Raw genomic sequence first — 25,171 nt, forward strand, 5'->3', positions numbered from 1 at the left:
ACTAATGGCACGCTTCAATCTGAACAGGTTCTTCGACGACGGCCGTCTCGATGATTTTTTAGCCAGGTTTACGGGCGGCAGCGCCGACCATGATCATCTGAACGGCACGACGGGCAACAACGTCTTGTACTCCGGTGCCAAGGCGGACTCGGTCGCCGGCATGGCCGGTAACGACACGCTGAACGCCGGCTCCGGCGACGACAAGGTTTGGGGTGGCTCGGGCAACGACAATCTCTCGGGCGGCTCCGGCGCCGATCTCCTGGTCGGCGGCTTCGGCGCTGACCGCATGGATGGCGGCTCCGGCAATGACGTGCTGCTCAGCCGGTCGGACGCCGGCGAGATGGTCGCGGCCCAGGACGGCACGACCCAGATCTTCGCGGAGGAAACCGCTGCGTTCAAGGCGGTCAACGATACCCTCACCGGCGGCAGGGGCGGCGACACCTTCCGCTTCGAAGGCATGGTGAACGCCAAGGACGAGATCGTCGCCAAGCATGTCAACGACGATGGCACCATCGACTGGGTTGGCGTCACCGGCGAGAACAACGCCACTCACGATCACTGGGTCGACGGCTTCGGCAACGACGTGATCCGCGACTTCAATCGCGCCCAGGGCGACAAGATCGAAATCTCGGCGCACACCGCCGAGGTCAAGTCGATCGAGCACAAGGACAGCAACGGCGACGGCAGGAACGACTATAGCGTGATCACCGTCATCAGCCAGCAAGGTAATGCCGGCGCGCATGACGAGGATCTGCTCGGCACCATCACCGTCTACGGCAACCTGGTGAAGCAGAGCGACATCAACGTTACCCAAACCGTGTATGGCGCCTACGAGAAGGTTGGCGAACTCGGCGGCGCGCACTTCGATATCGAAGACGACGGCGTGCTGGCCGGTGGCGGCACCGACGGCGGCCACCACAACGAAATGACGGCGATGGCCAACATGGCCACCTACGCGTAAGCGAAGGAGCTCAGGTCTCAAACACCTGAAAGGGTCGGCTTTCCGGCCCTTGCACCTCCAGCGTCCGGTGTCGATTCAATCGTCACCGGGCGCAAGGCTGCATCGGCGCGCATGCGCGACCAGTGGCTAGTCGTGGCTTACGCTTGCCGGCAAGCAAAGCGACCATTGTGTGAAAATGCCCGGCCACGAGGTCAACGCGACTTCCCGCTGGTCGTCCTCGAGAGATCCCCGGCGGGCGGTGGGGTCTGGTCTCGCACCGTGGATCCCGGTATTCCGCTGGGTCCGGGACTACTGGGAACATGCGCGATGTTCTCCCATGCAAGGGCGGCAATCATCAGAATGATTTGCTGCAGCGATAACGGCAAAAGTTCGCAAGCTGATTAAGCCACGATCTTGACTGTCCGCATGCCGGCCTCCGGGAACTGGTTCCATTTGCGTGCCTATGGTAGACACTCCATATGTGTTGCGGCGATCGTGTGGTACCGGCGCGGCCCGCGCCACAGAAGGTAAAGTCGTGTTATACCTAGACCTCGGGATCGTCACGATCCTGATTGTTCTCAACGGCCTACTCGCAATGTCGGAGTTGGCCATTGTGTCCTCGCGTCCGGCGAGGCTGGCCGGCCTTGTCGAGAAGCGCGTCAAAGGAGCCCGCCGCGCCCTTGCGCTGGCATCTGATCCCGGCAAATTCCTGTCGACGGTTCAAATCGGCATTACCCTGATTGGCGTGTTGTCCGGCGCTTTCTCAGGCGCGACGTTAGGGCTGCGTCTTGCATCTTGGCTGATCGAGGCCGGCCTGTCGCCTGCCCTTGCAGAGCCGGCCGGAGTTGGCGTTGTGGTGGCTTTCATCACCTATGCGTCACTGATTATCGGCGAGCTCGTTCCGAAGCAGATTGCGCTTCGTGATCCAGAGGCCATAGCAGTGAAGGTGGCACCTGCGATGGTGTTGCTTGCCAAGGTGTCGCATCCGCTGGTGTGGCTGCTTGATCGATCCGGCAAGATATTGCTGTGGCTGTTGGGTCATCGAGAGGAAGCGGGCGATAGAGTTAGTGAGGATGAAATTCGATCGCTTGTCGCCGAGGCCGAGAATGCCGGAGTATTAGAACCCGGCGAAAAGGAATGGATCGCCGGGGTGATGCGGCTCGGCGATCTGGCCGTGGGGGCGGTAATGACCCCACGTCACGAGGTAGACTCTATCAACTTGGAAGACAGTAACGACCAAATTTTCGCTGACCTCTTGGAGAGCAAACACTCCCATCTCGTCGTCTTTGATGGCAATCACGAAGGCGCGGTAGGCATCGTGAGTGCAAAAGATTTGCTTGACGTCTACCTGGCGGGCAAGATCCCCAAAGTCCGAGATCTCGTTCGCGAAGCACCCATAATGCCGGAAGCGCTCGATGCTCGAGATGTGGTTACGCTCTTGCGCGGTGCACCTGTTCACGTGGGACTGGTGCATGACGAATATGGCGTTTTCCAAGGCGTCGTGACCAGCGCTGACATCCTCGAAGCGATCGTCGGCTCCTTCAATACCAAAGACGGGCCGGTTGAGCCTGCTGCCGTAAAGCGTGACGACGGATCGTATTTAATCTCCGGTTGGATGCCGGCGGTTGAGGCCGCACATTTGCTCGGAATTGCCCTTCCTGCATCGCGGCCCTATCAGACGTTTGCCGGCTTTCTGCTTCAAGAGTTTGGCAAGATTCCCAACGTGGGCGATAGAATTGAAGATGAGGGATGGCAGTTTGAGGTTGCCGATCTCGACGGCAGGCGGATTGACAAGGTGTTGGCCAGTCGACTTGAGCCGGCATGAATGTCGACCGGCGCAAGATGATTCCGCTGTGCTGGCCCCGACCCGCCGCCGACTGGCAGAAGGCCCATGGATCGTTCGTTTCTGTGACGGCGTTAGGACCAAGAATCAATCCAGGCGGATGATTTTTGAGCGTTCGAGGCATCGACCGTACCGAAACGCCGACTGACGCGGGAAGCCATCGTTCCAAGCTGAAACGTCAAAACGCGTAAGGCAAACGCAGTCCAGCACTCAAACCACTTCCTGAAAATCACTTGCAAGGGCCGGCCGCCGGCCCTTGCACTCCGACTTTCAACCTAGCGCCCCGATGCGGCGCCCCACGAGCAGTGTGGCGGCGATGCCTGTGAACACCGCCACCGCGAAGACCCAGCCTGAGAGCGCTCCGGCCATGATGCCGGAAAGCAAAGTGCCGATCGTGCAGCCAAGGCCTGTCATGGCGCCCCAGCCAAGCAGAATACCGCCGATCACGCCGCGGCTGGCCTGACCAGCGGTCGGCCGCTCCGGCTTGAATTGGCCGGATACGAATGCGGCGGCAAAGGAAGCGACAACGAGCGCTGCGATGAACGCCCCGTTATTGGAAACGAGACCGTCGCGAATGACGGTGACACAGCCCCGCAGCGTATCAAGTCCCTCAAGCCTGCCGGGCGAGAGACCTGTCACCGAGGCGATCTGACGCGCGCGGCCGCCAATCTCTGCGGTGACGCCCAGCGGCGCGACGCGCAGATACGCCACCATGCCGATAACGCCAACGATCGCTCCGCCGATCCAGGCTGGCCAGCGATGGATCAGTATCTTGCGCCAGGGCGTATCGTCTACTGGCTGAGAGCGTTGCTGGCCGCCGCGCGACAGCCAGAGCGCGACGAGAGCGAGCATGATCAGGCTCGCCACCAGCGTGCCGGCATAGCCGACCCAGTGCGGCAGCCACACCATGGGCGCGCCAACGATCTGGGTCAGGTAGAGCGTATTCCAGCTCATAAAGCCGAGAATGAAGCCAATCACCGTGCCGATCAGCGCGAAAGGCGCGGTCGGCGATCCCTCGCCGAGGCGATAGAGGTGCGCGCTGACACAGGAGCCTGATATCGCCATACCTGCACCGAATGCGAGGCCGGCAACCGGCAGGACGAGGCTCACCGGGCCTATGAAGGCGTCCGGCGGCAGCCGGCCGCTGGACGGATCGGGCAGCCACGCCCCGAACACGATGGCATAGCCGACGATGCCGACCGCGAGCGCCACGAGGATTCCGAACAGGCCGCGCGGATCGCCACTGTCGAACCAGTCGCGAAAATTGCAGAAGAAGCAGAAGCGCGAGCGTTGCAGGACAATGCCGAAGGCTGCGCCCAAGAGAAGCGAGAGCGAAAGACCTGGCTGGCTGTTCAGGTGGAGCACGTAAGCCAGCGCCGCCAGCACCACCAGAAGCGCAGCCGAGACCAGCAAGCGCACGAGTGAGGGCACAAATGCGAACGACGCCGGGGAGCCCGGCGCCGTTGCGGTCTGCGGCGCATCGATGCGATGCGCGTAAGCCTTGTCCTGCGATGTCAGCGCTTCACTTGCCACCCCAGACGGTCCCTGCCACGTTGACGACGGGCAAGCCAACCGCGTTTCCGTATTCGGTCCACGAGCCGTCATAGTTGCGCACATCATAGCCCAGAATCTGCGAGAGCACGAACCAGGTGTGGCTGGAGCGTTCGCCGATGCGGCAGTAGACGATGATCGGCTTCGAATCATCGATGCCCGCTGCTGCATAAAGCTTCTTCAATTCGTCGGCCGACTTGATCGTGCCATCCTCGTTCACGGCGCGGACCCAGGGAACGTTGATCGCACCCGGGACGTGGCCGGCGCGCACCGCCAGCTCCTGCGAACCCGGAGGAGCGAACACCTTGCCGGAATACTCGTCCGGCGAGCGGATGTCGACGATGGTCGCATTGGTCTTCTTCGATACCGCGTCGTTCACGTCGGACAGCCGCGCGCGCAGCTTGCTGTTGGGCTCGCCGATGGAAACCTGGCTCGGCGCTACCGAGGCCACACGGCTGTCGAAGGGACGCTTGTCAGCCTCCCATTTCTTCCGGCCGCCATCGAGCAGCTTTACGTTATCGAAGCCGTAGCTTTTGAAAATCCAGGCGCCCCAGGCTGCAAACCAGTTGTTGTTGTCGCCGTAGAGGACGACGGTCGTATCCTTGTCGATGCCGAGTTTGCGGACGAGGTCCTGAAATTTCTCCTTCGTGGCGATGTCGCGACGGACCGTGTCAACCAGATCCGTGTGCCAGACAACGTTCTGCGCATTGGGGATATGGCCGCGTTCGAACAGGCCCGGTTCGACGCTCACCTCGACCACACGCACCTTGGGATCGCTAAGGTTCTTCTCCAGCCATTCGCCGTTGACGAGTGGGCCTTTCGGCGTTTGTGCAAGCGTCGGGCCTGCAAGGCCGATGAAGGTGAGTGTCACCGCAGTGAATAGCGATGCTAGTTTCATGGGAGGCTCCTGATAATGGAGTTAAAGCGTTCCGTGCAAATGGATCGTCAGTATGATCGCGGCCAGACTATCCTGACGGCGAAAAGCGCCACTGCAGCGGAGGCCAGTCAATAGCTGCATTCCGGGCATACAATGAAATTCCATGCATCTCCAACAGACGGAAAGAATTGAGGCACCACCTGCGTCAAAACGCAAATGACTATCTCGGCTGTGGCAACAAGTCGCGCTGGAGCGGCTGCCCAGCGTTCAGTGACGACAGCGCTTCGAACAAGCGGCAAAGGCCATGCAGCCTCACCGGGGGAGCGGCGGATAAACTTAGACAGCCGCCGGTCACACGCCCCACATACGTAAGCCATCCTGACACATCATGAGCGAGCGCGCAGCGGCCGGGCTAATCCACCTTGACGTTGGCGGCCTTGATCATCGGCCACCATTTTTCGATCTCGGCCTTCTGCCAGGCGCCGAGTGCTTCGGGTGCGAGCTTTGTCCTTTGGCGGCATCTGCAAGCCGAGATTTCGAGCTGCTTGCGGACCGCCGGATCGCCCAACGCCTCGACCGTCGCCGCGTTCAGCTTTGCGATAACGTCCTTCGGCGTGTTCTTGAGCACCCAAAGGCCGGACCGCAGCGTGGGAAGCCTCGGCAACCCCGCCTCGTCAACGGTTGGAATATCGGCAGCCGATTCCACACGCTTGTTATCGGTGATGGCGTAGGCCCGGATGTTACCTATGATGGCCTAGTCTAGGGTGGATCAGAATCTCTTGATGCAAGAACTTGCTAATCCGCGGACCGTCCATATCAACGATCCGGAATCGATCGCACACCTCGCGACTGGTGGTATTGATGATCCGCTCGACGACATTGCGCTGCGCGCGCGCGAGCAAGCCTGCTTCCTCGGTTTCGGCTACCAGAAGCTTTATTTCCTCAGGGGAGTGGATCGTTTCCTGTTCGCTCGCCGGCCTCAACCCGGCCAAGCAGAGAACGCTGTTGCCCAGCGCGTTCAAGCACACGATGGCTGGCTTGAACGGGAATCCGAACAGCACGAGCCGTCGCACGATTAGGAGCGTGGTTATCTCTATCCGCTGCAGCGCGAGGCTCTTGGGTGCAAGTTCGCCAAGCACGATATGAAGCATCGTAAGGATGACGAATGCAATCGCGATGGCAATCGCGTGAGCGCCGAACGTCGAGCCGGATCCAAGAGGCCCAACCAATAGTGGCTCGATCAGGTGCGCCAGGGCCGGCTCGCCGATCCAGCCCAGCGCCAGCGAGGAAATCGTCATGCCAAGCTGGCACGCCGCAATATTGTAGTCGAGACGAGTAATGGCCCGTTGCAGCGCCCGAGCATTCATGCGGCCGCCGGCGACCAACTGGCCTACCCGGCCTCGGCGTATCGCAACGAGGGAAAATTCGGACGCAACGAAGAAGCCATTAGCAACGACGAGTACGATGATCGAGAGGATTCCAAGTATGTTGACCAAACTGCCATCGTCCGTGGGCATAGTCGCCTCCCGTGGGCGTCGACCCTTCCCGTCCGTTCGACGCGGATCCTCTCTATGTGACGTGCCGACCCTCGCAAGACTCGCGCAGGCATTGATGCCGCGAGGCAGGTTTCGCTGCTCGTCGATTTCAGGGAATGTGTGCTTGGAGGTTCGTCGCTCATGGCCGGCACCTACAAAAATAGCCCGCTACCGGCGATTAATGATGCGGCATTTGGTCAGTCGCGACGAAGGGAGCAACAGGTCGTAGTCCCAGCCGGTAGCCAGTTCGAAATAGAGCATCCGATCAATGGACGGCCTAGCCGCTGCAGCCCGAAGAGATCGGACAAATCAGCACACTTGCCAACCCATTTTCGCGCTATTTCTTTTCAGGCGAAGAGACCGGCGGAAGGTCAGCATCGCTGGTCACGTCTTTAGTGCCGCCCAATTCACCGCCGGTGAGAATGAATACCGCAGCAGCCAATGCGATGACTCCGCCGAGAATGAGTCCGATTGTGCCCTTGGATCGGTTGTCGTTTTCAGCCATCGTACGCTCCGTATAAGAGCGTTAAACGTCCGCACTCCCCCTAGGTTCCCTGCCCGGAGCTAATCCACCTTCACATTGGCGGCTTTGATCATCGGCCACCATTTTGCGATTTCGGCCTTTTGCCAGGCGCCGAGCGCTTCGGGCGTGAGCTTGTCCTTGGGCGGCATTTGCAGACCGAGGTTTTCAAGCTGCTTGCGCACCGCCGGATCGTTCAGCGCCTCCACCGTCGCCATATTCAGCTTGGCGATGACGTCCTTCGGCGTGCCCTTTGGAACCCAGAGGCCGGACCACAGCGTCATGTGGAATCCGGGCAGCCCCGCCTCATCCACGGTCGGGATGTCGGACGCGGATTCCACGCGCTTGCTAGCGGTAATGGCATAGGCGCGGATATTGCCCGCGCGTACCTGCCCGATCGAGTTCGAGGTCTGGTCGACGATCATATCGATCTGTCCGGAGACGAGATCGTTCATCGCCGGTCCCGTGCCGCGATACGGTACATATTGCAGCTTGATGCCGCTGACGTTCTCGAAATAGAGCCCGGCGATATGGCTGCCGGACCCGGCGCCGGCGGTGCCCGCGATCGGCGCGGCCGGCTGCGCCTTCAGCCATGCCAGAAATTCCTTCAGTGAGGTTGCGGGAACCGCCTTCTTGCTGACGATGATCATCGGGTTGCTCGGCAACAGCGCGACCGGCTCGAGATCGGTGACGAGATCGTAGCCAAGCTTGTAAACCGCGCCATTGGCAACGTGGGTGCCGAGATGGCCAAAGCTGATCGTGTAGCCGTCAGGCGGCGATCGCACCGCGCGGCCGACGCCGACCGAACCGCCCGCCCCGGTCACGTTCTCGACCAGGACCTGCTCGCCGAGCGAGGCCTTCATGCGTTCAGCGAGAATCCGCGCCATCGCATCCGACGGACCGCCGGCGGAGAACGGCACAATGATGGTGACGGGACGCGAGGGAAAGCTTTGCGCTGCCCCACCACCACCGAACGCCAGCACTGCAATCGCGGCCAGAATGATCTTTCGCATCTCATGCTCCCATCACATTCCGCCGCGCGATGGTCAGAGTTTTGCGTAGTCGATCGGCTGGTGGCGATCGAGCGTCCGCGTGACCTGCGGCAGCGGATATTTAAGCCCTGTCGCGCAATTGAACAGCATGACGCGATCGTTTTTGGTCACGCGGCCGTCGGCAAGGCTTTGCTGATAGGCAGCATACGTCGCCGCCCCTTCCGGACACAACAGCAGGCCCTCCTCGCGCGCCACTTCGTTGAGCGCAGCAGAAATCTTCTCGTCCGGGACCGCAATCGCAAATCCCTTGCTCTCGCGGACCGCGCGCAGGATCAGAAAATCTCCGACCGCCTGCGGCACGCGGATGCCGGAGGCAATGGTGTGGGCATCTTCCCAGCGGGGAGCGTGCTCGGTGCCGTTCTCGAAGGCGCGCACCATCGGCGCGCAGCCGGACGCCTGTACCGCGACCATCCGCGGCCGCTTCGCGCCGATGAAGCCGATGGCTTCCAGTTCGGCAAACGCCTTCCACATCCCGATCAGGCCGGTGCCGCCGCCGGTCGGATAGAAGATCACGTCGGGCATCTCCCAGCCGAGCTGTTCGGCGAGCTCGAGGCCCATCGTCTTCTTGCCTTCGATCCGGTAAGGCTCCTTCAGCGTCGAGGTGTCGAACCAGCCGGCTTTTGCCTTCCCCTCGCCGACGATCTTGCCGCAATCGTCGATCAGACCGTTGACGCGATAGACGGTAGCGCCCTGCAGCTCGATCTCGCTGACATTCACCTCCGGCGTGTCGGCGGGGCAGAAGATCGTCGTCTTGATGCCGCAGGACGTCGCGTAGGCCGCGAGCGCCGCGCCCGCATTGCCGTTGGTCGGCATCGCCATGTACTTGATACCGAGCGCCTTGCCCATCGACACCGCCATCACAAGGCCGCGGGCCTTGAACGAGCCGGTCGGCAGACGTCCTTCGTCCTTGACGATGATCTCGCCGCCGCCGAGTTTCTTCGCAAGCTTCGGCAGCCGGATCAGCGGCGTCGTCACTTCGCCGAGGCTGACGATGTCCGTGACCTTACGCACCGGCAGCAGCTCGCGATAGCGCCACATGTCGGCCGGGCGCTGCGCGAGGGCTTCCTTGGTCAGCGCTTTCTTCACGCCAGCGAGGTCGTAGCGCACCAGTAGCGGCTTGCCGGCTTTGGAGAGGTTGTGGATCTGGTCGGCCTCGTACCGATCGCCTTCCATCGCGCATTCGAGATGGGTCACAAACGTCGGGCGTTCGATGGTCAGATTGTCGTTGTCTTTCACAACTGTTCTTTCTGGTTTGCTTGTCATTGCCGGGCTAGACCCGGCAATCCATCTTCTTCGCAAGACTCTTGTGAAGCGCGATGGATGCGCTGGTCAAGCCCCGCGCATAACGGTTAGGAACTAGGCTAGATATTCAGCACGCGGCCGTAGGCATCCAGCACGGCCTCCTTCATCATCTCGGACAGCGTCGGATGCGGGAAGACGGTGTGCATCAACTCCTCTTCCGTAGTCTCCAGGTTCATGGCAACCACGTACCCCTGGATCAACTCGGTCACCTCCGCGCCGATCATGTGGGCGCCGAGCAATTGCCCCGTCTTCTTGTCGAAGATCACCTTGACGAGGCCCTGGTCCTCGCCGAGCGCGATCGCCTTGCCGTTGCCAACAAACGGGAAACGGCCGACGCGAATCTCGCGGCCGCCCTCTTTCGCCTTCGCCTCGGTCAGACCGACGGAGGCAATCTGCGGGTGGCAATAGGTGCAGCCGGGAATGAGGTTCTTGTCCATGGCGTGCGGATGCAGGCCTCTGATCGCCTCGATGCAGACGACGCCTTCGTGCTCGGCCTTGTGGGCGAGCATCGGCGGACCTGCGACGTCGCCAATGGCATAGATGCCGGGGACATTGGTCTTGCCGTAGCCGTCGATCACGACGACGCCGCGGTCGGTCTTGACGCCGAGTTTTTCGAGGCCGAGCCCTTCGACATTGCCGACCACGCCGACCGCCGAGATCACCCGCTCGAACTCGACCGTCTGCGGCTTCTTGCCGTCGTCGATGGTGGCGACCACGCTATCGGCCTTCTTCTCGAGCTTCGTGACTTTGGTGTTTGAGAGAATCTTGATGCCCTGCTTCTCGAACCGTTTTCGCGCGAGGCCAGCGATTTCCGCATCCTCGACCGGGAGGATCTGCGGCAGCACCTCGACCACGGTGACGTCAGCACCCATGGTGTGGAAGAACGAGGCGAACTCAATGCCGATCGCGCCGGAGCCGACCACCAGCAGCGATTTCGGCATCCGATCCGGCACCATCGCCTCGAAATAGGTCCAGACCAGTTTCTGGTCGGGTTCAAGCCCCGGCAGCACGCGCGGCCGCGCGCCGGTGGCGATGATGATGTGCTTGGCCTGATAGGCGCCCTCGCCCAACGCGCCCTTTGGCGCCTCGACCTGCGACTTCTTCACTGTGACCTTACCCGGCGCGTCGATCGACGCATCGCCCCAGATCACCGTCACCTTGTTCTTCTTCATCAGGAAGCCGACGCCGTCATTCAGCCGCTTCGAGACGCCGCGCGAGCGCTGCACGACGGCCTTCGGATCGAACGATATTTTCTCGGCAGAAAGCCCGTAATCCTTGGCGTGCTGCATGTAATGAAAGATCTCGGCGGAGCGGAGCAGCGCCTTGGTCGGGATGCAGCCCCAGTTCAGGCAGATGCCGCCGAGATAGGATTTTTCGATAATCGCGGTCTTGAAGCCGAGCTGCGCCGAGCGGATCGCGGTGACGTAGCCACCGGGGCCGGAGCCGATGATGATGACGTCGAAGGATGTGTCGGCCATGGCTATGTGCTCGTTATCGTCGTGCGACCATCACAGTTCTCCGTCATTGCGAGGAGCCCTTGCGACGAACCAATCCACCTTGTCGCCGATGCGATGGATTGCTTCGCTGCGCTCGCAATGACGATGCGGCTATCCTCGCCTCACACCATCATCATGACGGGGTTTTCGATCAACTGCTTGAAGGCGCCGATCAGCTCGGCGCCGAGCGCGCCGTCGATCGCCCGGTGATCGCAGGACAGCGTCACGCTCATCATCTGCGCGATCTCAATCTTGCCGGCACGCACCACGGGACGCTCCTCGCTGGTGCCGACCGCCAGGATCGTCGCGTGGGGCGGATTGATCACGGCGGTGAAGTGGTTGATGCCGTACATGCCGAGGTTGGATACCGCCGTGGTGCCGCCCTGGTATTCTTCCGGCTTCAGCTTGCGCGCCCGCGCGCGCGCGGCAAAGTCTTTCATTTCGGACGAAATCGTGGAGAGTGTCTTGGTCTCGGCTTTTCGGATGATCGGCGTGATCAGGCCGCCGGGCATGGCCACGGCCACGCCGATGTCGGAGTGCTTGTGCTTGACCATGCCGCCTTCGGTCCAGCTCACGTTGCAATTCGGGATCCGCTGCAGCGCGATCGCCATCGCCTTGATGACGAAGTCGTTGACCGAGAGCTTATAGAGCGGCTTCTTTTCCTTGTCCTTGGGGGCTGCGGCGTTGATCTCCTCGCGCGCGACCAGGAGCTTGCCGATATCGCAGTCCATCGTCAGATAGAAATGCGGCACGGTCTGCACCGAAGCGGTGAGCCGTTGCGCAATGGTGCGGCGCATGCCGTCGTGCGGCACGATCTCGTAGGAGCCTTCCTCAAACAGCGCCAGGATCTGCTTGTCGGAGATCCCGGGCGCAATGCTCGGACCCGCCGCAGGCGCGGCGGCCGGGGCTTTCAGGCCCTTGCCGGATTTCGCATCCTCGACGTCGCGGGCGACGATGCGGCCATGCGGGCCCGAGCCGTTGATGCGCGAAAGATCAATGCCGGCATCCTTAGCGAGACGGCGCGCGAGCGGCGACGAGAAGATGCGGGCCTGGCCGTTCCCCTTGGCAGGCGCCGCCGCCTGAGGAGCAGGCGCGGGAGCCGCTGCGGGCGCAGGTGTTGGCGCCGGTGCCGCGGCAGCAGGCTTAGGTGCCTCCTTGGGCGCTTCTTTGGGGGCCTCCTTGGGCGCCTCAGCAGCCTTCGGCGCGGGCGCGGCGCCTGCCGCCTTCACATCCTCGTCGTCGCCGGCCAGCACCGCGATCACGTCGTTGACGGGGACGTCCTGCGTACCCTCCGGCACCAGAATCTTGGCAATCGTGCCCTCGTCGACCGCCTCGACTTCCATCGTCGCCTTGTCGGTCTCGATCTCGGCGATTACGTCGCCGGATTTGACCTTGTCGCCCTCTTTCTTGAGCCACTTGGCAAGGTTGCCCTTTTCCATCGTGGGCGACAGCGCGGGCATCAAAATGTTGATCGGCATCGTCAGTGACCCTGTTGCGACCGGGGCGTGGTGGAGCCCATGTCGGTCGGCCGGTTGATTTCGGCTTCGAACATCTCGACGATGCGCGCGAGCGCCTCGTCCTCGGTGTAGCCGCTCTCGCGCGCATAGGCGCGGGCGGCGTGGCGGGCGATATCGACCAGCAAGAGGCCCCACATGTCAGGCTCCTCGAAGGCGCGCTGAAACGCGATCGAGAGCCCACCATCGACGACGAAGGCGCGCAGGACTTCAACGGCGTCCTCGCGGCCGATCACGTCCGGCGGCAGCGGTTGTTCGTTGGGACCGGCCATGGGCTTACCGATAAGAAACGGCCTTGGCGGCTGCGACCACCTCGGCAACGGAAGGCAATGCGAGCTTTTCGAGGTTCGCGGCATAGGGCATCGGCACGTCCTTGCCGGATACGCGCGCGACCGGCGCATCGAGATAGTCGAAGGCTTGCTCCATGATGCGGGCGGCAATCTCGGCGCCGACGCCGGACTGCTGCCAGCCCTCCTCCACTGTCACCGCGCGGCCGGTCTTCTTCACCGAGTTGATGATAGTCTCGGTGTCCATTGGGCGCAGCGTGCGCAGGTCGATCACCTCGGCCTCGATGCCTTCCTTCGCGAGTTCGTCGGCGGCTTTCAGCGCGTAGGTCATGCCATTCGACCACGAGATCAGCGTGACGTCCTTGCCCGAGCGAACGATACGCGCCTTGCCGATCGGGATCACGTAGTCGTCGAGTTTTGGCACCTCGCCGGTGTGGCCGTACAAGACTTCGTTTTCGAGGAAGATGACGGGGTTGGGATCGCGGATCGCGGCCTTAAGCAACCCCTTGTAGTCGGCCGCCGAGAACGGCGCGATCACCTTCAGCCCGGGAATTTGCGAGTACCAGGCCGAGTAGTCCTGGCTGTGCTGGGCCGCGACGCGGGCGGCGGCGCCGTTCGGGCCGCGGAATACGATCGAGCAGCCCATCTGGCCGCCGGACATGTACAATGTTTTGGCCGCAGAGTTGATGATCTGGTCGATCGCCTGCATGGCGAAATTGAACGTCATGAATTCGACGACCGGCTTCAGCCCCGACATCGCAGCACCGACGCCGACGCCGGCAAAACCATGCTCGGTGATCGGGGTATCGATCACGCGCCGCGCGCCAAACTCTTGCAGCAGGCCCTGGGTCACCTTATAGGCGCCCTGATATTCCGCGACCTCTTCGCCCATGATGAACACGTCGGGGTCGCGCCGCATCTCTTCCGCCATCGCATCGCGCAGCGCCTCGCGAATCGTCTGCGTGATCATCTCGGTGCCGGCGGGGACTTCCGGATCGGGCTCGGCGACCGCGGCCGGCGGCGCTGCTGGCGCCTTCTCGGCCTTGGGCTGCGGCGCTTCCGCCTTGGCTTCGGCGGGGGACGCGGATTCCGCGGCCTTCGCCGCTTGCGCCGGCGCGCTGGCCTTGCCGAGATCGGCGGCGCTCTCGCCGTCGGCCAGAATGGTCGCGATCGGCGTGTTGACGGCGACGTCGGCGGTGCCTTCCGGGATCAATATCTTGCCGAGCGTGCCCTCATCGGTCGCCTCGACTTCCATCGTCGCCTTGTCGGTCTCGATCTCGGCGATGACATCGCCCGACTTGATCGGCTCGCCTTCCTTCTTCAGCCACTTCGCGAGGTTGCCCTTCTCCATGGTGGGCGACAGCGCAGGCATCAGCACTTGAATGGGCATATCGGCTCCCGAAAATCACTCGTCAGTTGGTTCTGCGCTCGTTTGATCTGCAGGTCGCGAGAGCAGCAAACCAGGTCCCACGTTTTACGAACTATGCGTTGAATTACCTGTAGACGTCGGTCCAGAGCTCGGACGGATCGGGCTCGGGATCGCGCTGGGCGAAATCGGCGGATGCGTTGACGATCTCACGGACCTCGGCGTCGATCGCCTTCAGCTCCTGCTCGCTGACCTTGGCGGCCAGCAGGCGGTTGCGCACCTGCTCGATCGGGTCCTGGTCGGTGCGGATTTTTTCGACCTCTTCGCGGGTCCGGTATTTGGCCGGGTCGGACATCGAGTGGCCCCGGTAGCGATAGGTCTGCATTTCCAGGATAAACGGCCCCTTGCCGGCGCGGCACCAGGCGACCGCCTCGTCGCCGGCGGCCTTCACTGCGCGCACATCCATGCCGTCGACCTGCTGGCCCGGAATATTGAAGGAGGCGCCGCGCTTGGAAAAGTCGGTCAGGGCGGAGGAGCGCGTCACCGACGTGCCCATCGCGTAGCGGTTGTTCTCGATCACATAGATCACCGGGAGCTTCCACAGCTCCGCCATATTAAAACTCTCGTAGACCTGGCCCTGGTTGGATGCGCCGTCGCCGAAATAGGCGACGCTGACGAAATCATTGCCGCGATAGCGATTGGCGAAAGCAAGGCCGGTCCCGAGCGAAACCTGGGCGCCGACGATGCCGTGGCCGCCGAAGAAATTCTTTTCCATGCTGAACATGTGCATGGAGCCGCCTTTGCCCTTGGAATAGCCGCCGCGGCGTCCGGTGAGCTCGGCCATCACGCCGTTGGCGGACATCCCGCAGGCCAACATGTGGCCGTGGTCCCGGTATCCGGTTATGACCTGATCGCCCTTTTTCAGGGCCATCTGCATCCCAACCACCACGGCCTCCTGGCCGATATACAGATGGCAGAAGCCGCCGATCGCACCCATGCCGTAGAGCTGGCCGGCCTTTTCCTCGAAGCGGCGGATCAAGAGCATGTCCCGCAGCGCGGCCAGTTCCTGCGCCTTGGTGAATTCCGGTGGGGACCCGTTTGCCTTCTCCTGCCCTGATTCTTTCGCGACGCTTTTCTTGGGTGCAGCCATGGCAATTCCGGGTGAAAGAGAGACGGATCAGCCCTCTCTATCCCAACTCAAACCGCCGTGAAAGGATTGCGTGCGCTGGAGAAAATATTGCTATGCCGCAGTGCAATGTGGGCTGCGACATTTTCGAAATTGATTTCGCGATTTTTTGAAATTTGCGGACCGGTCACGCCGGCATCGCCCCATGACGGCCGTGTTCGTGACACCGGTTTGAAAATCAGTTCGGCTTGACGATCCGGATCAGATCGCGCGGATTGGCGTAGTCGAGCTGGAAGCGTGCACGCTCATCCAGCATGTCGGGATCGACCCGGTCGGAGCGCAGCAGCGATACCCGCTGCTCGCCCTCTGCCCGCTCCCGCTTCAGCCGCGCCAATTCCGAAGTCAGGGCAATGATTTCCTGATCGAGCTCCTGCCGCGCGTTCAGGCCGTATTTGCCGGTGTAAGCGTTGACCCCGAAATAGCCGACCATCATCGCGGCCACCGTATAGAGGGCGAGCCCGGTCAGGATGGATTTCAATCGGGTGCGGGAGACCATGCCGTCAAGATGCGACGGTCCGGTTAATGGAATGCTAAGGCCAGCGGCACGAATGTCGCAGCCGTCATCGCGAGGAGCTCGCGACAAAATTGCGGAGCAATTTTGCGCTGAAGCGACGAAGCAATCCACCTATCCGCTATGCTGCACTATGGATTGCTTCCGCCTTCGCTAAAGCTACGGCGGACAAGTCGCTTCGTGCACCACGATGAATATCGAACCACCACAACGACCGTCATACCCCGCGAAGGCGCGGTATCCAGTACGCTGCGGCCTATCGATTCAAATCATTGATATCTCTGGAATACTGGATCGCCCGCCTTCACGGGCGATGACAGTTGAGGTCGTCATTGCGAGGCGCTCCTACCCGTTCTGCTTCTCGATGAATGCCGCAAACGCGTCGATGTATTGCTGCAGCACCTTCTGCACCGCTTCCTTCACGAGCTCGCCCTTCTCGTTAAAAGCGTCGCCGATGCCGTTGAGGTAGATTTCGGGCTGGCCGAGGATCGGGCCGGAAATGCCCGGCAGGATGTTCTGCAAATGCTTGGCAGCGCTGACGCCGCCGAGCGCGCCGGGCGAGTTGCTGACGATGCCGGTCGGCTTGCCGAGAAACGAGCTCTTGCCATAGGGGCGCGACCCGACGTCGATCGCGTTCTTCAACACGCCCGGGATCGAGCGGTTATATTCGGGCGTCACGAACAGCACGCCGTTCGACTTCTGCAGCTTTTCGCGAAACGCCAGCCAGTCAGCCGGCGGTGCCGCTTCCAGATCCTGGTTGAAGAAGGAAATTTCATGCAGCGTGGTCACATCGAGCTTGAGCGAAGCCGGCGCCAGTTTGGCGAGCGCATTGGCGACCTTGAGCGAAAAGCTCTCCTTGCGGAGAGAGCCGACGAGCGTGACGATGGTGTAGTAGGTGGCCATTGGATTTCCCTTTTGAAGCAAAAGCGCCAGCGCTCCCTTACGCCAGATCACCAGAAAGATGCAAGTGCATCAACTTATCTTGACGGCTGCCTCGGCATGCAAAAACAGGCCGCCTGAAAGGCAGCCTGTTAGCGGCGATAGAAGCGCGCGCTCATTCCTTGTTCGGATTGATCAGGAATTTCTCGCCGGTGGAGCGCTTGTTGTAGATGGCGATGTTGGAAAGCTGCAGCGTCTCCTGCAGCGACACTACCTGCGTGTAGTGGCTGGCAAACGTGGTCTTAAGCTCGGACGCGACACGCTGGCGCAGCCGGCCGATTTCGGCGGGGCCGATCTTCTGCAGGAACGGCGTCAAGAGCCAGCCGCCGACGCCCCAGGTCAGGCCGAATGTACGGCTGAGCTCGGTCGGACGATTGTCGAGGCTGCCATAGATATAGACCTGCTTGTACACGTTCGAGCCGTAGCGGCTGTATTCCTTGGCGGTCTTGTTGGCCGCGATTTCCATGCAGGTCAGAATCTGGCTTGCCAGCTTGCCGCCGCCGATCGCATCGAACGCAATGGTGGCGCCGGTTTCCACCAGCGCGTTGGTCAGATCGTCCATGAACGTGTCTGCGGTGGAATCGACGACATATTTGGCGCCGATGTTGTGCAGGATGTCCGCCTGCTCCTTGCTGCGGACGATATTGACGAGGCCGATGCCGTCCTTGATGCAGATCTTGTTGAGCATCTGCCCGAGATTAGAGGCGGCAGCGGTGTGTACCAGCGCCTTGTGGTTCTCCCGCCGCATCGTCTCGGTCATCCCGAGCGCGGTCAAGGGATTGACGAACCATGATGCGCCCTCCGCCGGTGTTGTGCCTGACGGCAGCTCCATGACGTCCCTGACCTTGATGGTGCGATACTGCGTATACATCGCGCCGCCGATCATCGAAACCGCCTTGCCCATCAGCGCTTTCGCGGCGTCCGAAGATCCGGTCCGGATCACCACGCCGGCACCTTCATTGCCGACGGGAAGCGACTGGTCGAGCCGCGCCGCCATCATCCGCATCGCAGATTCCGGCATCTTCGCGGTGATGACAGGCGCGTCCGCGCTGCCGGATTCCTTGGCGGTCGACATGTCGGCCGGGCCTATCAAGAGCCCGAGATCGGAGGGATTGATCGGGGTCGCCTCGACGCGGACTACGACTTCGTCGTCGGCCGGCTCGGGAGTCGGGACATCGACCAGCGACAGTTCGAGTTCGCCGCTCTTCTTGAGCAGCGAACGCAGTTGAAGTCCGCTCTTGCCGTCACTCATCGCCATTCTCCCCCTGGTGTCCGTTCTATCTGGTTGCGCCGATGCGTTACGCCAAGGCCTTCAGCGCCGATTTGCCGGCAAATTTCGCCTGATTGCCGAGTTGCTGCTCGATGCGCAGGAGCTGGTTGTACTTGGCGGTGCGATCGGAGCGCGCCAATGATCCGGTTTTGATCTGGCCGCAATTGGTGGCGACCGCGAGATCGGCGATGGTGGAATCTTCCGTCTCGCCGGAACGGTGCGACATCACGGAAGTGTAGCCGTATTTGTGCGCCAGCTCGACGGCGGCGAGCGTCTCCGTTAGCGTTCCGATCTGGTTGACCTTGATCAGGATCGAATTGGCGCGGCCGTTCTTGATGCCGTCGGCAAGGCGGGTGACATTGGTGACGAACAGGTCGTCGCCGACGAGCTGGCACTTCTTGCCGATCAGGTCGGTCAATTGCTTCCAGCCTTCCATGTCGTCCTCTGACATGCCGTCCTCGATCGTGACGATCGGATAACGCGAGACGAGATCGGCGAGATATTTTGCCTGCTCGGAACGCGAGCGGGTCTTGTTCTCGCCGCCGTAGACGTAATTGCCGTCCTTGAAGAACTCGGTGGCCGCGCAGTCGAGGCCGAGCATCACGTCGCTGCCCGCCTTGTAGCCGGCCTTGCCGATCGCGCTCACCACGAATTCGAGCGCTGCGTCCGCCGATGGCAGGTTCGGCGCAAAGCCGCCCTCGTCACCGACATTGGTGTTATGGCCGGCCTTCTTCAGTTCGCTGCGCAGCGTGTGGAAGATTTCCGATCCGCAGCGCAGCGCCTCGGCGAAGCTCGCGGCGCCCACGGGAAGGATCATGAACTCCTGAAAGTCGATCGGGTTGTCGGCATGCACGCCGCCATTGATGATGTTCATCATCGGCACCGGCAGCGTCCGCGCCGAGGTGCCGCCGACATAGCGATAGAGCGGCATGTCGAAGGATTCGGCCGCCGCCTTGGCGCAGGCCAACGAGACGCCGAGGATGGCGTTGGCGCCGAGTCGGCTCTTGTTTGGCGTGCCGTCGAGATCGATCATGATCTGGTCGATGTGGACCTGGTCCTCGACGGCCTGATCGCTGAGCGCCTCGAAGATCTCGCCGTTGACGGCTTCCACCGCCTTTTGCACGCCCTTGCCGAGATAGCGCTGCTTGTCGCCGTCTCGCAGCTCGACCGCCTCATGGGCGCCGGTGGATGCGCCGGAGGGAACAGCCGCGCGGCCGATCGAGCCGTCTTCCAGCACCACATCGACTTCAACGGTGGGATTGCCACGGCTATCGAGAATTTCACGGCCAATGATGTCGACGATGGCGGTCATGTCTTGAACTTTCCTGGGAATGGGTGGTCCGGTTTCGGGGGCGGTCTTACACGGGGAGCAAGCAAATGTGAACGCTTTGGCTGCGACCTCTTCCGGACGATAGAGCCGGGTCAGGATAGACTTGCTTCGAGGGTGATATCAGCGTCCAAACCTTCACATTGATAGACCGGGGTAACGCAATGAATCGTCGCCAGTTTCTTGGAACCGCCGCCGGATTCCTTGCCGCGCCCACTCTCCTGCGCCACGCGAACGCACAGGAAGGCCCGTTCCGCGTCAAATATTATCCGGTCGCATCCGGCATGGGCTCGCGTGATACGACTCCGGCCCCCGATGGCTCGATCTGGTTCTGCGGCCAGCGCAACGGCACGCTCGGCCGGCTCGATCCGCGCGACGGGTCCTACAAGTTAATCGACCTTGGCAAGGGCGCCGCGCCCCATGGTGTCATCATCGGTCCAGATGGCGCGCCCTGGATTACCGAAGGCGGACAGAACGCAATCGCGCGCGTCGACCCTATTGATCACAACGTGACGCTGTTCCGCCTGCCCGAAAAGGAGGCCTACGCCAACCTCAACACCGGCGTATTCGACAGAGGCGGCATCTACTGGTTCACCGGCCAATCCGGCATTTATGGCCGGCTCGACCCCAAATCGAGCGACATGACCGTGTTCAAATCGCCGCGCGGTCGCGGCACCTATGGCATGACCGTCACGCCGAAGGGCGACATCTGGTACGCCTCGCTCGCCGGCAACCACATCGCAAAGATCGATCCGGCGACCGGCAACGCGACTGTGGTCGAGCCACCCACACCCAAGCAGGGCGCGCGGCGCGTATGGTCGGATTCGAAGGGCCGGATCTGGGTCAGCGAATGGAATAGCGGCCAAGTGTCGGTGCACGATCCCGCCGACGGCTCCTGGAAGGCGTGGAAGCTGCCGGGCAGCAATCCCCGCGCCTATGCGGTTTATGTCGACGATAGGGATAAAGTCTGGCTGACCGATTTCGGCGCCAACGCGATCGTGCGCTTCGATCCGGTGACGGAGAAGTTCAACGCATTCCCCAGCGATAAACCGGGCGCAAATGTGCGCCAGCTCGACGGCCGGCCCGGCGAAACCTGGGGCGGCGAATCCGGCAATGACCGCCTGGTCGTGATACAGACGGTCGCGTGAAGTCATTCGCTGCGCTGCTGCTGTTGCCTTTCCTCCTATCCGCGCCCGCCATCGCGGAAGAAAATGGCGTGCGGGCGTTCGCGCTTTGCCGCGCCTGCCACAGCCTCGATCCCGCCGAGCGGGGCCTGCCCGGCCCCAACCTTGCAGGGCTGATCGGGCGCACGGTGGCCGCTGATCCCGAGTTCGATTACTCGCCGGCGCTGCGCAAGGCGCGCGACGAAGGATTGCGCTGGGATGCGACGCGCCTGGAGGCCTTCCTCGCCGATCCCGCCGCGATGTTTCCGGGATTGTGGATGTCGATCCGCGGGATCGAGGACGCCGCTGAGCGGCAGGCGCTGGTGAGATTTCTCGCCGATCCATCGTCCCGGTAACGGTTGACGATCGCGGCCCGTTGCGGCCATGTCTGCGCTCGCAAAGGACGATCCTGATGGCCAAGAAATCATTACCCCAATCATTGCAACTCGGGCGCGCCGTGGAATGGCCTGATAGCCCTGAAAAGGCGCAGCTCGACCGCGTGCCCAATCCGCAAGCCGGCACCAATTATCTGGTTCGCTTCACCGCACCGGAATTCACCTCGATCTGCCCGGTGACCGGCCAGCCGGATTTCGCGCATCTCATGATCGACTACGTGCCGGGACAATGGCTGCTGGAATCCAAATCGCTGAAACTCTATGTCGCGAGCTTTCGCAATCACGGCGCCTTCCACGAGGATTGCACGGTCATGATCGGCAAGCGGATCGCGGCCGAGATCAAGCCGAAATGGCTGCGCATTGGCGGCTACTGGTATCCGCGCGGCGGCATCCCGATCGACGTGTTCTGGCAGATGGGCAAGCTGCCCAAGGACGTATGGGTGCCCGACCAGGGCGTCGCGCCCTATCGCGGGCGGGGCTAGGCGCTGATCGGAAGGTGGACTCGCAGCGGACCTCCGAGAACTGTCTAAGCTCGGGGACTGCGTGCCAAGATAGGCTTTTGCAATTGCACGACCGGGGTAGCCGATGACGACGATGTAGACCGTATGGGAGATCTTGCTCTCGTCGGCGAAGCCTCGCCGCTCGGCACCAGCCGTCCCATCAGAATTGCGTGGATGGACTGCCGCAGCCGCGCTTATATGCTCAATGCTCGCAATCCGCTTGGCAAGACGGCGATATCGGTCGTTTTCAGAGAACGATGCGACATGATCGCGGCGACTGCTGTAGTCGGCCACAACCGGCCGTCAGCTATCGAGCCGAGCGTGATCGAGTTTCTCAATGGCAGCACTGTGATGCGCCGGGCCGAGATCACGCTTGGCCTCTGATCTGACCTCGCAGCGGGAACAGATCTCTCACTCAATCACCTCATCAGCTGCGCTGACGAATGAAGGCGAGAACTCCCGCCCCAATAACTTTGCCGCCTTCATGTTGATGATGAACTCCACCTTGGTGACAAGCTGTACCGGAAGATCGGAGGGCTTCTCGCCTTTCAGGATCCGCCCGGCATACATGCCGGCGCGTCGATGCGATTGCGCAAAGTCTCCCCCATAGCTCATCAAGCCGCCTGCCATGGGGAAATCCCGGGACTGAGTAATTGCCGGCACGCGATATTTCATTGCGAGTTCGGCTAGCTGTCTGCTGCGGAATGCAAAATAAGGGTCCGATGTAAAGACGAGCCCGCCCGCTTCCTCGGCCGCGCCAGAGAAAATCGGTTCGAATTCCCTCTCGGTACTTGCATTCACCACCTGCAGAAGGATCCCCAAGGTTTCGGCGGCCGAGCGCAGCTTCTGCAATTGTGAATTGGCGGTTGGGCTCGTAGGATTGGCGACCACCGTCAGTTTTGCCGCGACTGGCAGCATTTCATGCATCAGCTCAAGCCGTTTCGGCGACACGTCAACGCTCAGGCTCGACACCCCCGTGATATTGCCGCCCGGCCGCGACAGGCTGTCCACGACACCTAACTGAACGGGGTCACCACCCATCTCAAAGACGATTGCATTGTTGTAGGCAGCAGCTTTCACAGCGAGTGCCACCTGCGCGCCGCCGGGCGCGACTACAATGTCGACATTGCGCGCAACGAGGTTGGCAGCCAGGGCAGGCAATCGGGTGTACTGCCCTTCGGCCCACTGATAGTCGATGGCGACATTGCTGCCTTCGACAAAGCCAGCTTCACGAAGTCCTTCATGGAAAGCTTTCAGTCGGCTGGCAAACAGGTCGGGAGATTCCGCGCAGAGATAGCCGATGACCGGCATCGTTGCCTTCTGCGCATGTAGCGGGGTTGTCCAAGCGGCGGCGCCCGCCATCAACGCAAGCAAGTCTCGTCGCCTGACGCATCTGCCGGACGTCATTGCGTTGAACTTGGCGCTCGTCATGCTTTCACCGATTGGCTGTGTTTGGACGCCGCCCCCAGCATATCCCGTGAAGCTGACCTAGTCCCTAACGGATTACGCCAGACCCCTGCGGCTTGATGTCGGCCACGGCGTCGAAGGAAATTCCGAATACCGGAATAGCTTCGTCAAATCCCTTGATTTGGCGGTCGCCAAGTCGCTCCAGGGGACGCTTGCCCCTAACGCGTTCGGCGACTTCAGCATCTATCAGGATTTCCCGGTCTGCCGCCGATGCGCATAGACGTGCCGCCAGGTTCACCACGCTGCCGATGGCGGTGTAATCGAACCGGTCGGCGTATCCGATCCGTCCAACGGTCGCTGCCCCGCTGGCAAGACCGATCCCGAAGCCAACCTGGTAGCCTCGGGATCGCCAGTCGGCGATGAGCCCTTGCACGCTCTTCTGCATCTCAACAGCCAGATCGACAGCCCTTAGTGCCGGTTCTTCAACCGGCACGGGAGCGTTCACGAGAACCATAAGGCCGTCTCCCGAGAAACTGATGAGTGTCGCTGCAAATTCCGTGATGGCTCTGCCGAGGCACGCATAGTACTCCGACAACACGTTCATGACTTGCTCTGGCGCAAGTGCCGCAGAAAATGCGGTGAAGCCTCGCAAGTCACAGAATAAGACGACAACTTCCGCGTGGCGGCCGTCCAATACACTGTCGTCGCCCGCTCGATCGACGAGGTCGGCAACCTGCGGCGCGAGGAATCGCTTCAGCTTCGCTATGCGTTCCTGATGCTGCTGCGCGAGCTCCAGCTCGGCAGCCATCCTGTTGAAGCTGTTTGCCAGACGCTGAAACTCGTCTCCGGTCTCGATGGAAATGCGGTGATCGAAAGAGCCGGCCCCGATTTTCTCAGTCCCTTCCTCCAAAATCCTTATCGGTTCGGTCATCCGGTGCGCCAATGCGTAGGCAAGCAGCGCGGCAAATATCGTACCCGCGGCGAGAAGCGTCGCGGTGCGCCATAAGGCTGCATAGATGGGCGCGTAGGCTTCAGACAGCGGCTGTTCGACTATTACTGTCCAATCGGGGCCCGCAACGGGAGCAGCGACGGCGGCAATCTCACGGCCTTCCGCATCTCGGCTCGTCGCAAAGCCTGCCCCCGCCGGGCCGATTGCGTCGCGTATGTTTCGGAACGGCTTGGAGGTCGCTTCTTCCGCCCCACGGAGGACAAGACTGATGTCGGGATGCGCAATGAGCCGACCCGGTCGGTCCAGGACGAAGGCAAAGCCACTCTTTCCCACTTTTATCGCTGAAATCACATCCCAGATCAGCTTGAGATTGACTTCCGCGACAACCGCGCCGACCGATGGGCGGTTGCCAACCACCGCAACCGTCAAATGTGGTTCAGAGCCTCGATGGTAGCTTACATCGCTGAACCAGACTTGTGCCGAGCGGGCGCCAACTACCGCAGGATCAGCGGATCGGTCCGTGCGGCTTTCAATTCGATTGAGCCCGATCCGTGAGACATAGAGGCGTTCCAGGCCCTTGTGATCGATGAGCGCCAGACCGACGATGGCAGGAGCTTGTCGAAGCAAGCGCAACGCCTCGGTCCGCCGACGTTCGTCTGGCTCGTCGCTCCAGGGAACCTGGACAAACCAGCCGAGCTGGTTTGTGATGTCGAAGATGAAGTCATGGATTTCGGCGGCTGCCGACGTTGCTTGAACGCCGAGCAACTGATCGAGCCTTTCTCGTTGGTCGCGATAGCCGAACCAGGCTTCGACAACACCGTTCACGACGAGCGGAATCGCGACGGCCATGAACAGCACGAGCAAATACTTCTGAAAAAGGCCACGAAAACGTTCTCGGACAATCATTCGTTGGTACCCAGTACAAGACAAGCTGGACACTGCAATTGCTTCGGCCGTCTACCGCCGCTTCTTATCATAGACTCCAAAGCAAACAGCCGCTCTCCGCAAGAACTCGTTGCGGAGTTTTCGCGTCCGTTTGCTCTTGATAGGGAAATCAGCTCTCTGCTCGGCATCTCTAATGCACGATACCGAAGAAGCTCGGCCGTACCGTTCAATGCCCGCTCAGCACCAGTGTCCTGACCAGCAGCAGCGCTTGAATGCGCAGCAGCATCGCGTGCACGATTCCGGTGGCATCGACGACCATCGCGATCTTGGCACAATGCGGGAACTTGGCAAGTGCT

Annotated in this window: 23 protein-coding genes and 1 pseudogene; 6 read left to right on the plus strand and 18 right to left on the minus strand. The window is 61.5% G+C overall.

Going from position 1 to position 25,171, the window contains the following annotated elements:
* The first annotated feature begins 4 nt into the window (after positions 1-4).
* Together KJQ96_RS15615 and KJQ96_RS15620 are read left to right on the plus strand one after the other, a co-directional pair.
* Complete coding sequence (locus KJQ96_RS15615; protein ID WP_213287495.1) at positions 5-961, plus strand: calcium-binding protein; 957 nt, start codon at positions 5-7, stop codon at positions 959-961.
* A gap of 514 nt (positions 962-1,475) precedes the next feature.
* Positions 1,476-2,765 (plus strand): hemolysin family protein, encoded by a 1,290-nt coding sequence (locus tag KJQ96_RS15620; RefSeq protein WP_213287496.1) that lies wholly within the window; start codon positions 1,476-1,478, stop codon positions 2,763-2,765.
* Between the two features lie 288 nt (positions 2,766-3,053).
* Here KJQ96_RS15620 and KJQ96_RS15625 read toward each other — a convergent pair whose 3' ends face one another.
* The 16 genes and pseudogenes from KJQ96_RS15625 to eno all read right to left on the minus strand — a co-directional run bounded on the left by KJQ96_RS15625 (position 3,054) and on the right by eno (position 19,501).
* Complete coding sequence (locus KJQ96_RS15625; protein WP_309142422.1) at positions 3,054-4,316, minus strand: YeeE/YedE family protein; 1,263 nt, start codon at positions 4,314-4,316, stop codon at positions 3,054-3,056.
* On the minus strand, positions 4,306-5,232 hold the full coding sequence (locus KJQ96_RS15630; RefSeq protein WP_213287498.1) for a sulfurtransferase: 927 nt from the start codon (positions 5,230-5,232) through the stop codon (positions 4,306-4,308). Before KJQ96_RS15630 ends, KJQ96_RS15625 begins: the two co-directional genes overlap by 11 nt.
* Before the next feature lie 391 nt (positions 5,233-5,623).
* Entirely contained in the window at positions 5,624-5,917 is a 294-nt protein-coding gene (locus KJQ96_RS15635; protein WP_309142423.1) for a tripartite tricarboxylate transporter substrate-binding protein, read from the minus strand.
* A gap of 127 nt (positions 5,918-6,044) precedes the next feature.
* A pseudogene (locus KJQ96_RS15640) lies at positions 6,045-6,728 on the minus strand (CNNM domain-containing protein); the annotation flags it as partial.
* Positions 6,729-7,083: 355 nt separating this feature from the next.
* Positions 7,084-7,251, minus strand: coding sequence for a hypothetical protein (locus tag KJQ96_RS15645; RefSeq protein ID WP_156908446.1), 168 nt, complete (start codon positions 7,249-7,251; stop codon positions 7,084-7,086).
* A gap of 59 nt (positions 7,252-7,310) precedes the next feature.
* Entirely contained in the window at positions 7,311-8,279 is a 969-nt protein-coding gene (locus KJQ96_RS15650; RefSeq protein WP_213287500.1) for a tripartite tricarboxylate transporter substrate binding protein BugD, read from the minus strand.
* Between the two features lie 33 nt (positions 8,280-8,312).
* Positions 8,313-9,554 (minus strand): threonine synthase, encoded by a 1,242-nt coding sequence (locus tag KJQ96_RS15655; RefSeq protein ID WP_213287501.1) that lies wholly within the window; start codon positions 9,552-9,554, stop codon positions 8,313-8,315.
* A 125-nt stretch (positions 9,555-9,679) separates the two neighbouring features.
* A complete protein-coding gene (gene lpdA, locus KJQ96_RS15660; protein ID WP_213287502.1) occupies positions 9,680-11,098 on the minus strand; it encodes a dihydrolipoyl dehydrogenase in 1,419 nt (472 codons plus the stop codon).
* Positions 11,099-11,238: 140 nt separating this feature from the next.
* Positions 11,239-12,594 (minus strand): pyruvate dehydrogenase complex dihydrolipoamide acetyltransferase, encoded by a 1,356-nt coding sequence (locus KJQ96_RS15665; protein ID WP_213287503.1) that lies wholly within the window; start codon positions 12,592-12,594, stop codon positions 11,239-11,241.
* A 2-nt stretch (positions 12,595-12,596) separates the two neighbouring features.
* Complete coding sequence (locus KJQ96_RS15670; protein WP_028345892.1) at positions 12,597-12,902, minus strand: DUF5076 domain-containing protein; 306 nt, start codon at positions 12,900-12,902, stop codon at positions 12,597-12,599.
* 4 nt (positions 12,903-12,906) lie between these two features.
* Complete coding sequence (locus tag KJQ96_RS15675) at positions 12,907-14,307, minus strand: pyruvate dehydrogenase complex E1 component subunit beta (protein WP_213287504.1); 1,401 nt, start codon at positions 14,305-14,307, stop codon at positions 12,907-12,909.
* Between the two features lie 103 nt (positions 14,308-14,410).
* Positions 14,411-15,433 carry a pyruvate dehydrogenase (acetyl-transferring) E1 component subunit alpha gene (gene pdhA, locus KJQ96_RS15680; protein WP_213287505.1) on the minus strand — a complete coding sequence of 341 codons (1,023 nt, stop codon included), beginning with the start codon at positions 15,431-15,433 and terminating at the stop codon, positions 14,411-14,413.
* 214 nt (positions 15,434-15,647) lie between these two features.
* Positions 15,648-15,965 (minus strand): septum formation initiator family protein, encoded by a 318-nt coding sequence (locus tag KJQ96_RS15685; protein ID WP_057843085.1) that lies wholly within the window; start codon positions 15,963-15,965, stop codon positions 15,648-15,650.
* Positions 15,966-16,325: 360 nt separating this feature from the next.
* A complete protein-coding gene (locus KJQ96_RS15690; RefSeq protein ID WP_213287506.1) occupies positions 16,326-16,883 on the minus strand; it encodes an NADPH-dependent FMN reductase in 558 nt (185 codons plus the stop codon).
* Positions 16,884-17,034: 151 nt separating this feature from the next.
* Positions 17,035-18,171 carry a zinc-binding dehydrogenase gene (locus KJQ96_RS15695; RefSeq protein WP_213287507.1) on the minus strand — a complete coding sequence of 379 codons (1,137 nt, stop codon included), beginning with the start codon at positions 18,169-18,171 and terminating at the stop codon, positions 17,035-17,037.
* A gap of 46 nt (positions 18,172-18,217) precedes the next feature.
* Positions 18,218-19,501, minus strand: a complete 1,284-nt coding sequence (eno, locus tag KJQ96_RS15700; protein ID WP_213287508.1) for a phosphopyruvate hydratase — start codon at positions 19,499-19,501, stop codon at positions 18,218-18,220.
* Positions 19,502-19,680: 179 nt separating this feature from the next.
* Between eno and KJQ96_RS15705 the strand changes: the two genes are divergently transcribed.
* The 4 genes from KJQ96_RS15705 (at position 19,681) to KJQ96_RS15720 (ending at position 21,958) form a co-directional block, all read left to right on the plus strand.
* On the plus strand, positions 19,681-20,664 hold the full coding sequence (locus KJQ96_RS15705) for a lyase (protein WP_213287509.1): 984 nt from the start codon (positions 19,681-19,683) through the stop codon (positions 20,662-20,664).
* Positions 20,661-21,035 (plus strand): c-type cytochrome, encoded by a 375-nt coding sequence (locus tag KJQ96_RS15710; protein ID WP_213287510.1) that lies wholly within the window; start codon positions 20,661-20,663, stop codon positions 21,033-21,035. Before KJQ96_RS15705 ends, KJQ96_RS15710 begins: the two co-directional genes overlap by 4 nt.
* A gap of 56 nt (positions 21,036-21,091) precedes the next feature.
* A complete protein-coding gene (gene queF, locus KJQ96_RS15715) occupies positions 21,092-21,556 on the plus strand; it encodes a preQ(1) synthase (RefSeq protein WP_213287511.1) in 465 nt (154 codons plus the stop codon).
* Between the two features lie 123 nt (positions 21,557-21,679).
* A complete protein-coding gene (locus tag KJQ96_RS15720) occupies positions 21,680-21,958 on the plus strand; it encodes a hypothetical protein (protein WP_213287512.1) in 279 nt (92 codons plus the stop codon).
* A gap of 27 nt (positions 21,959-21,985) precedes the next feature.
* On the opposite strand, the gene KJQ96_RS15725 is transcribed toward KJQ96_RS15720, so the two are convergent.
* Positions 21,986-22,936, minus strand: coding sequence for an ABC transporter substrate-binding protein (locus KJQ96_RS15725; protein WP_213287669.1), 951 nt, complete (start codon positions 22,934-22,936; stop codon positions 21,986-21,988).
* A 133-nt stretch (positions 22,937-23,069) separates the two neighbouring features.
* On the minus strand, positions 23,070-24,836 hold the full coding sequence (locus KJQ96_RS15730; RefSeq protein ID WP_213287513.1) for an adenylate/guanylate cyclase domain-containing protein: 1,767 nt from the start codon (positions 24,834-24,836) through the stop codon (positions 23,070-23,072).
* Positions 24,837-25,171 lie beyond the last annotated feature (335 nt).

The organism is Bradyrhizobium sp. sGM-13 (assembly GCF_018398875.1).
Taxonomy (GTDB): domain Bacteria; phylum Pseudomonadota; class Alphaproteobacteria; order Rhizobiales; family Xanthobacteraceae; genus Bradyrhizobium.

Coding starts and splice junctions, on each gene's coding strand:
- KJQ96_RS15615 (WP_213287495.1), top strand. CDS start 5: ATGGCACGCTTCAATCTGAACAGGTTCTTCGACGACGGCCGTCTCGAT.
- KJQ96_RS15630 (WP_213287498.1), bottom strand. CDS start 5,232: ATGAAACTAGCATCGCTATTCACTGCGGTGACACTCACCTTCATCGGC.
- KJQ96_RS15645 (WP_156908446.1), bottom strand. CDS start 7,251: ATGGCTGAAAACGACAACCGATCCAAGGGCACAATCGGACTCATTCTC.
- KJQ96_RS15650 (WP_213287500.1), bottom strand. CDS start 8,279: ATGCGAAAGATCATTCTGGCCGCGATTGCAGTGCTGGCGTTCGGTGGT.
- lpdA (WP_213287502.1), bottom strand. CDS start 11,098: ATGGCCGACACATCCTTCGACGTCATCATCATCGGCTCCGGCCCCGGT.
- KJQ96_RS15665 (WP_213287503.1), bottom strand. CDS start 12,594: ATGCCGATCAACATTTTGATGCCCGCGCTGTCGCCCACGATGGAAAAG.
- KJQ96_RS15670 (WP_028345892.1), bottom strand. CDS start 12,902: ATGGCCGGTCCCAACGAACAACCGCTGCCGCCGGACGTGATCGGCCGC.
- KJQ96_RS15675 (WP_213287504.1), bottom strand. CDS start 14,307: ATGCCCATTCAAGTGCTGATGCCTGCGCTGTCGCCCACCATGGAGAAG.
- pdhA (WP_213287505.1), bottom strand. CDS start 15,433: ATGGCTGCACCCAAGAAAAGCGTCGCGAAAGAATCAGGGCAGGAGAAG.
- KJQ96_RS15685 (WP_057843085.1), bottom strand. CDS start 15,965: ATGGTCTCCCGCACCCGATTGAAATCCATCCTGACCGGGCTCGCCCTC.
- KJQ96_RS15690 (WP_213287506.1), bottom strand. CDS start 16,883: ATGGCCACCTACTACACCATCGTCACGCTCGTCGGCTCTCTCCGCAAG.
- KJQ96_RS15695 (WP_213287507.1), bottom strand. CDS start 18,171: ATGAGTGACGGCAAGAGCGGACTTCAACTGCGTTCGCTGCTCAAGAAG.
- eno (WP_213287508.1), bottom strand. CDS start 19,501: ATGACCGCCATCGTCGACATCATTGGCCGTGAAATTCTCGATAGCCGT.
- KJQ96_RS15705 (WP_213287509.1), top strand. CDS start 19,681: ATGAATCGTCGCCAGTTTCTTGGAACCGCCGCCGGATTCCTTGCCGCG.
- queF (WP_213287511.1), top strand. CDS start 21,092: ATGGCCAAGAAATCATTACCCCAATCATTGCAACTCGGGCGCGCCGTG.
- KJQ96_RS15720 (WP_213287512.1), top strand. CDS start 21,680: ATGGGAGATCTTGCTCTCGTCGGCGAAGCCTCGCCGCTCGGCACCAGC.
- KJQ96_RS15725 (WP_213287669.1), bottom strand. CDS start 22,936: ATGGCGGGCGCCGCCGCTTGGACAACCCCGCTACATGCGCAGAAGGCA.
- KJQ96_RS15730 (WP_213287513.1), bottom strand. CDS start 24,836: ATGATTGTCCGAGAACGTTTTCGTGGCCTTTTTCAGAAGTATTTGCTC.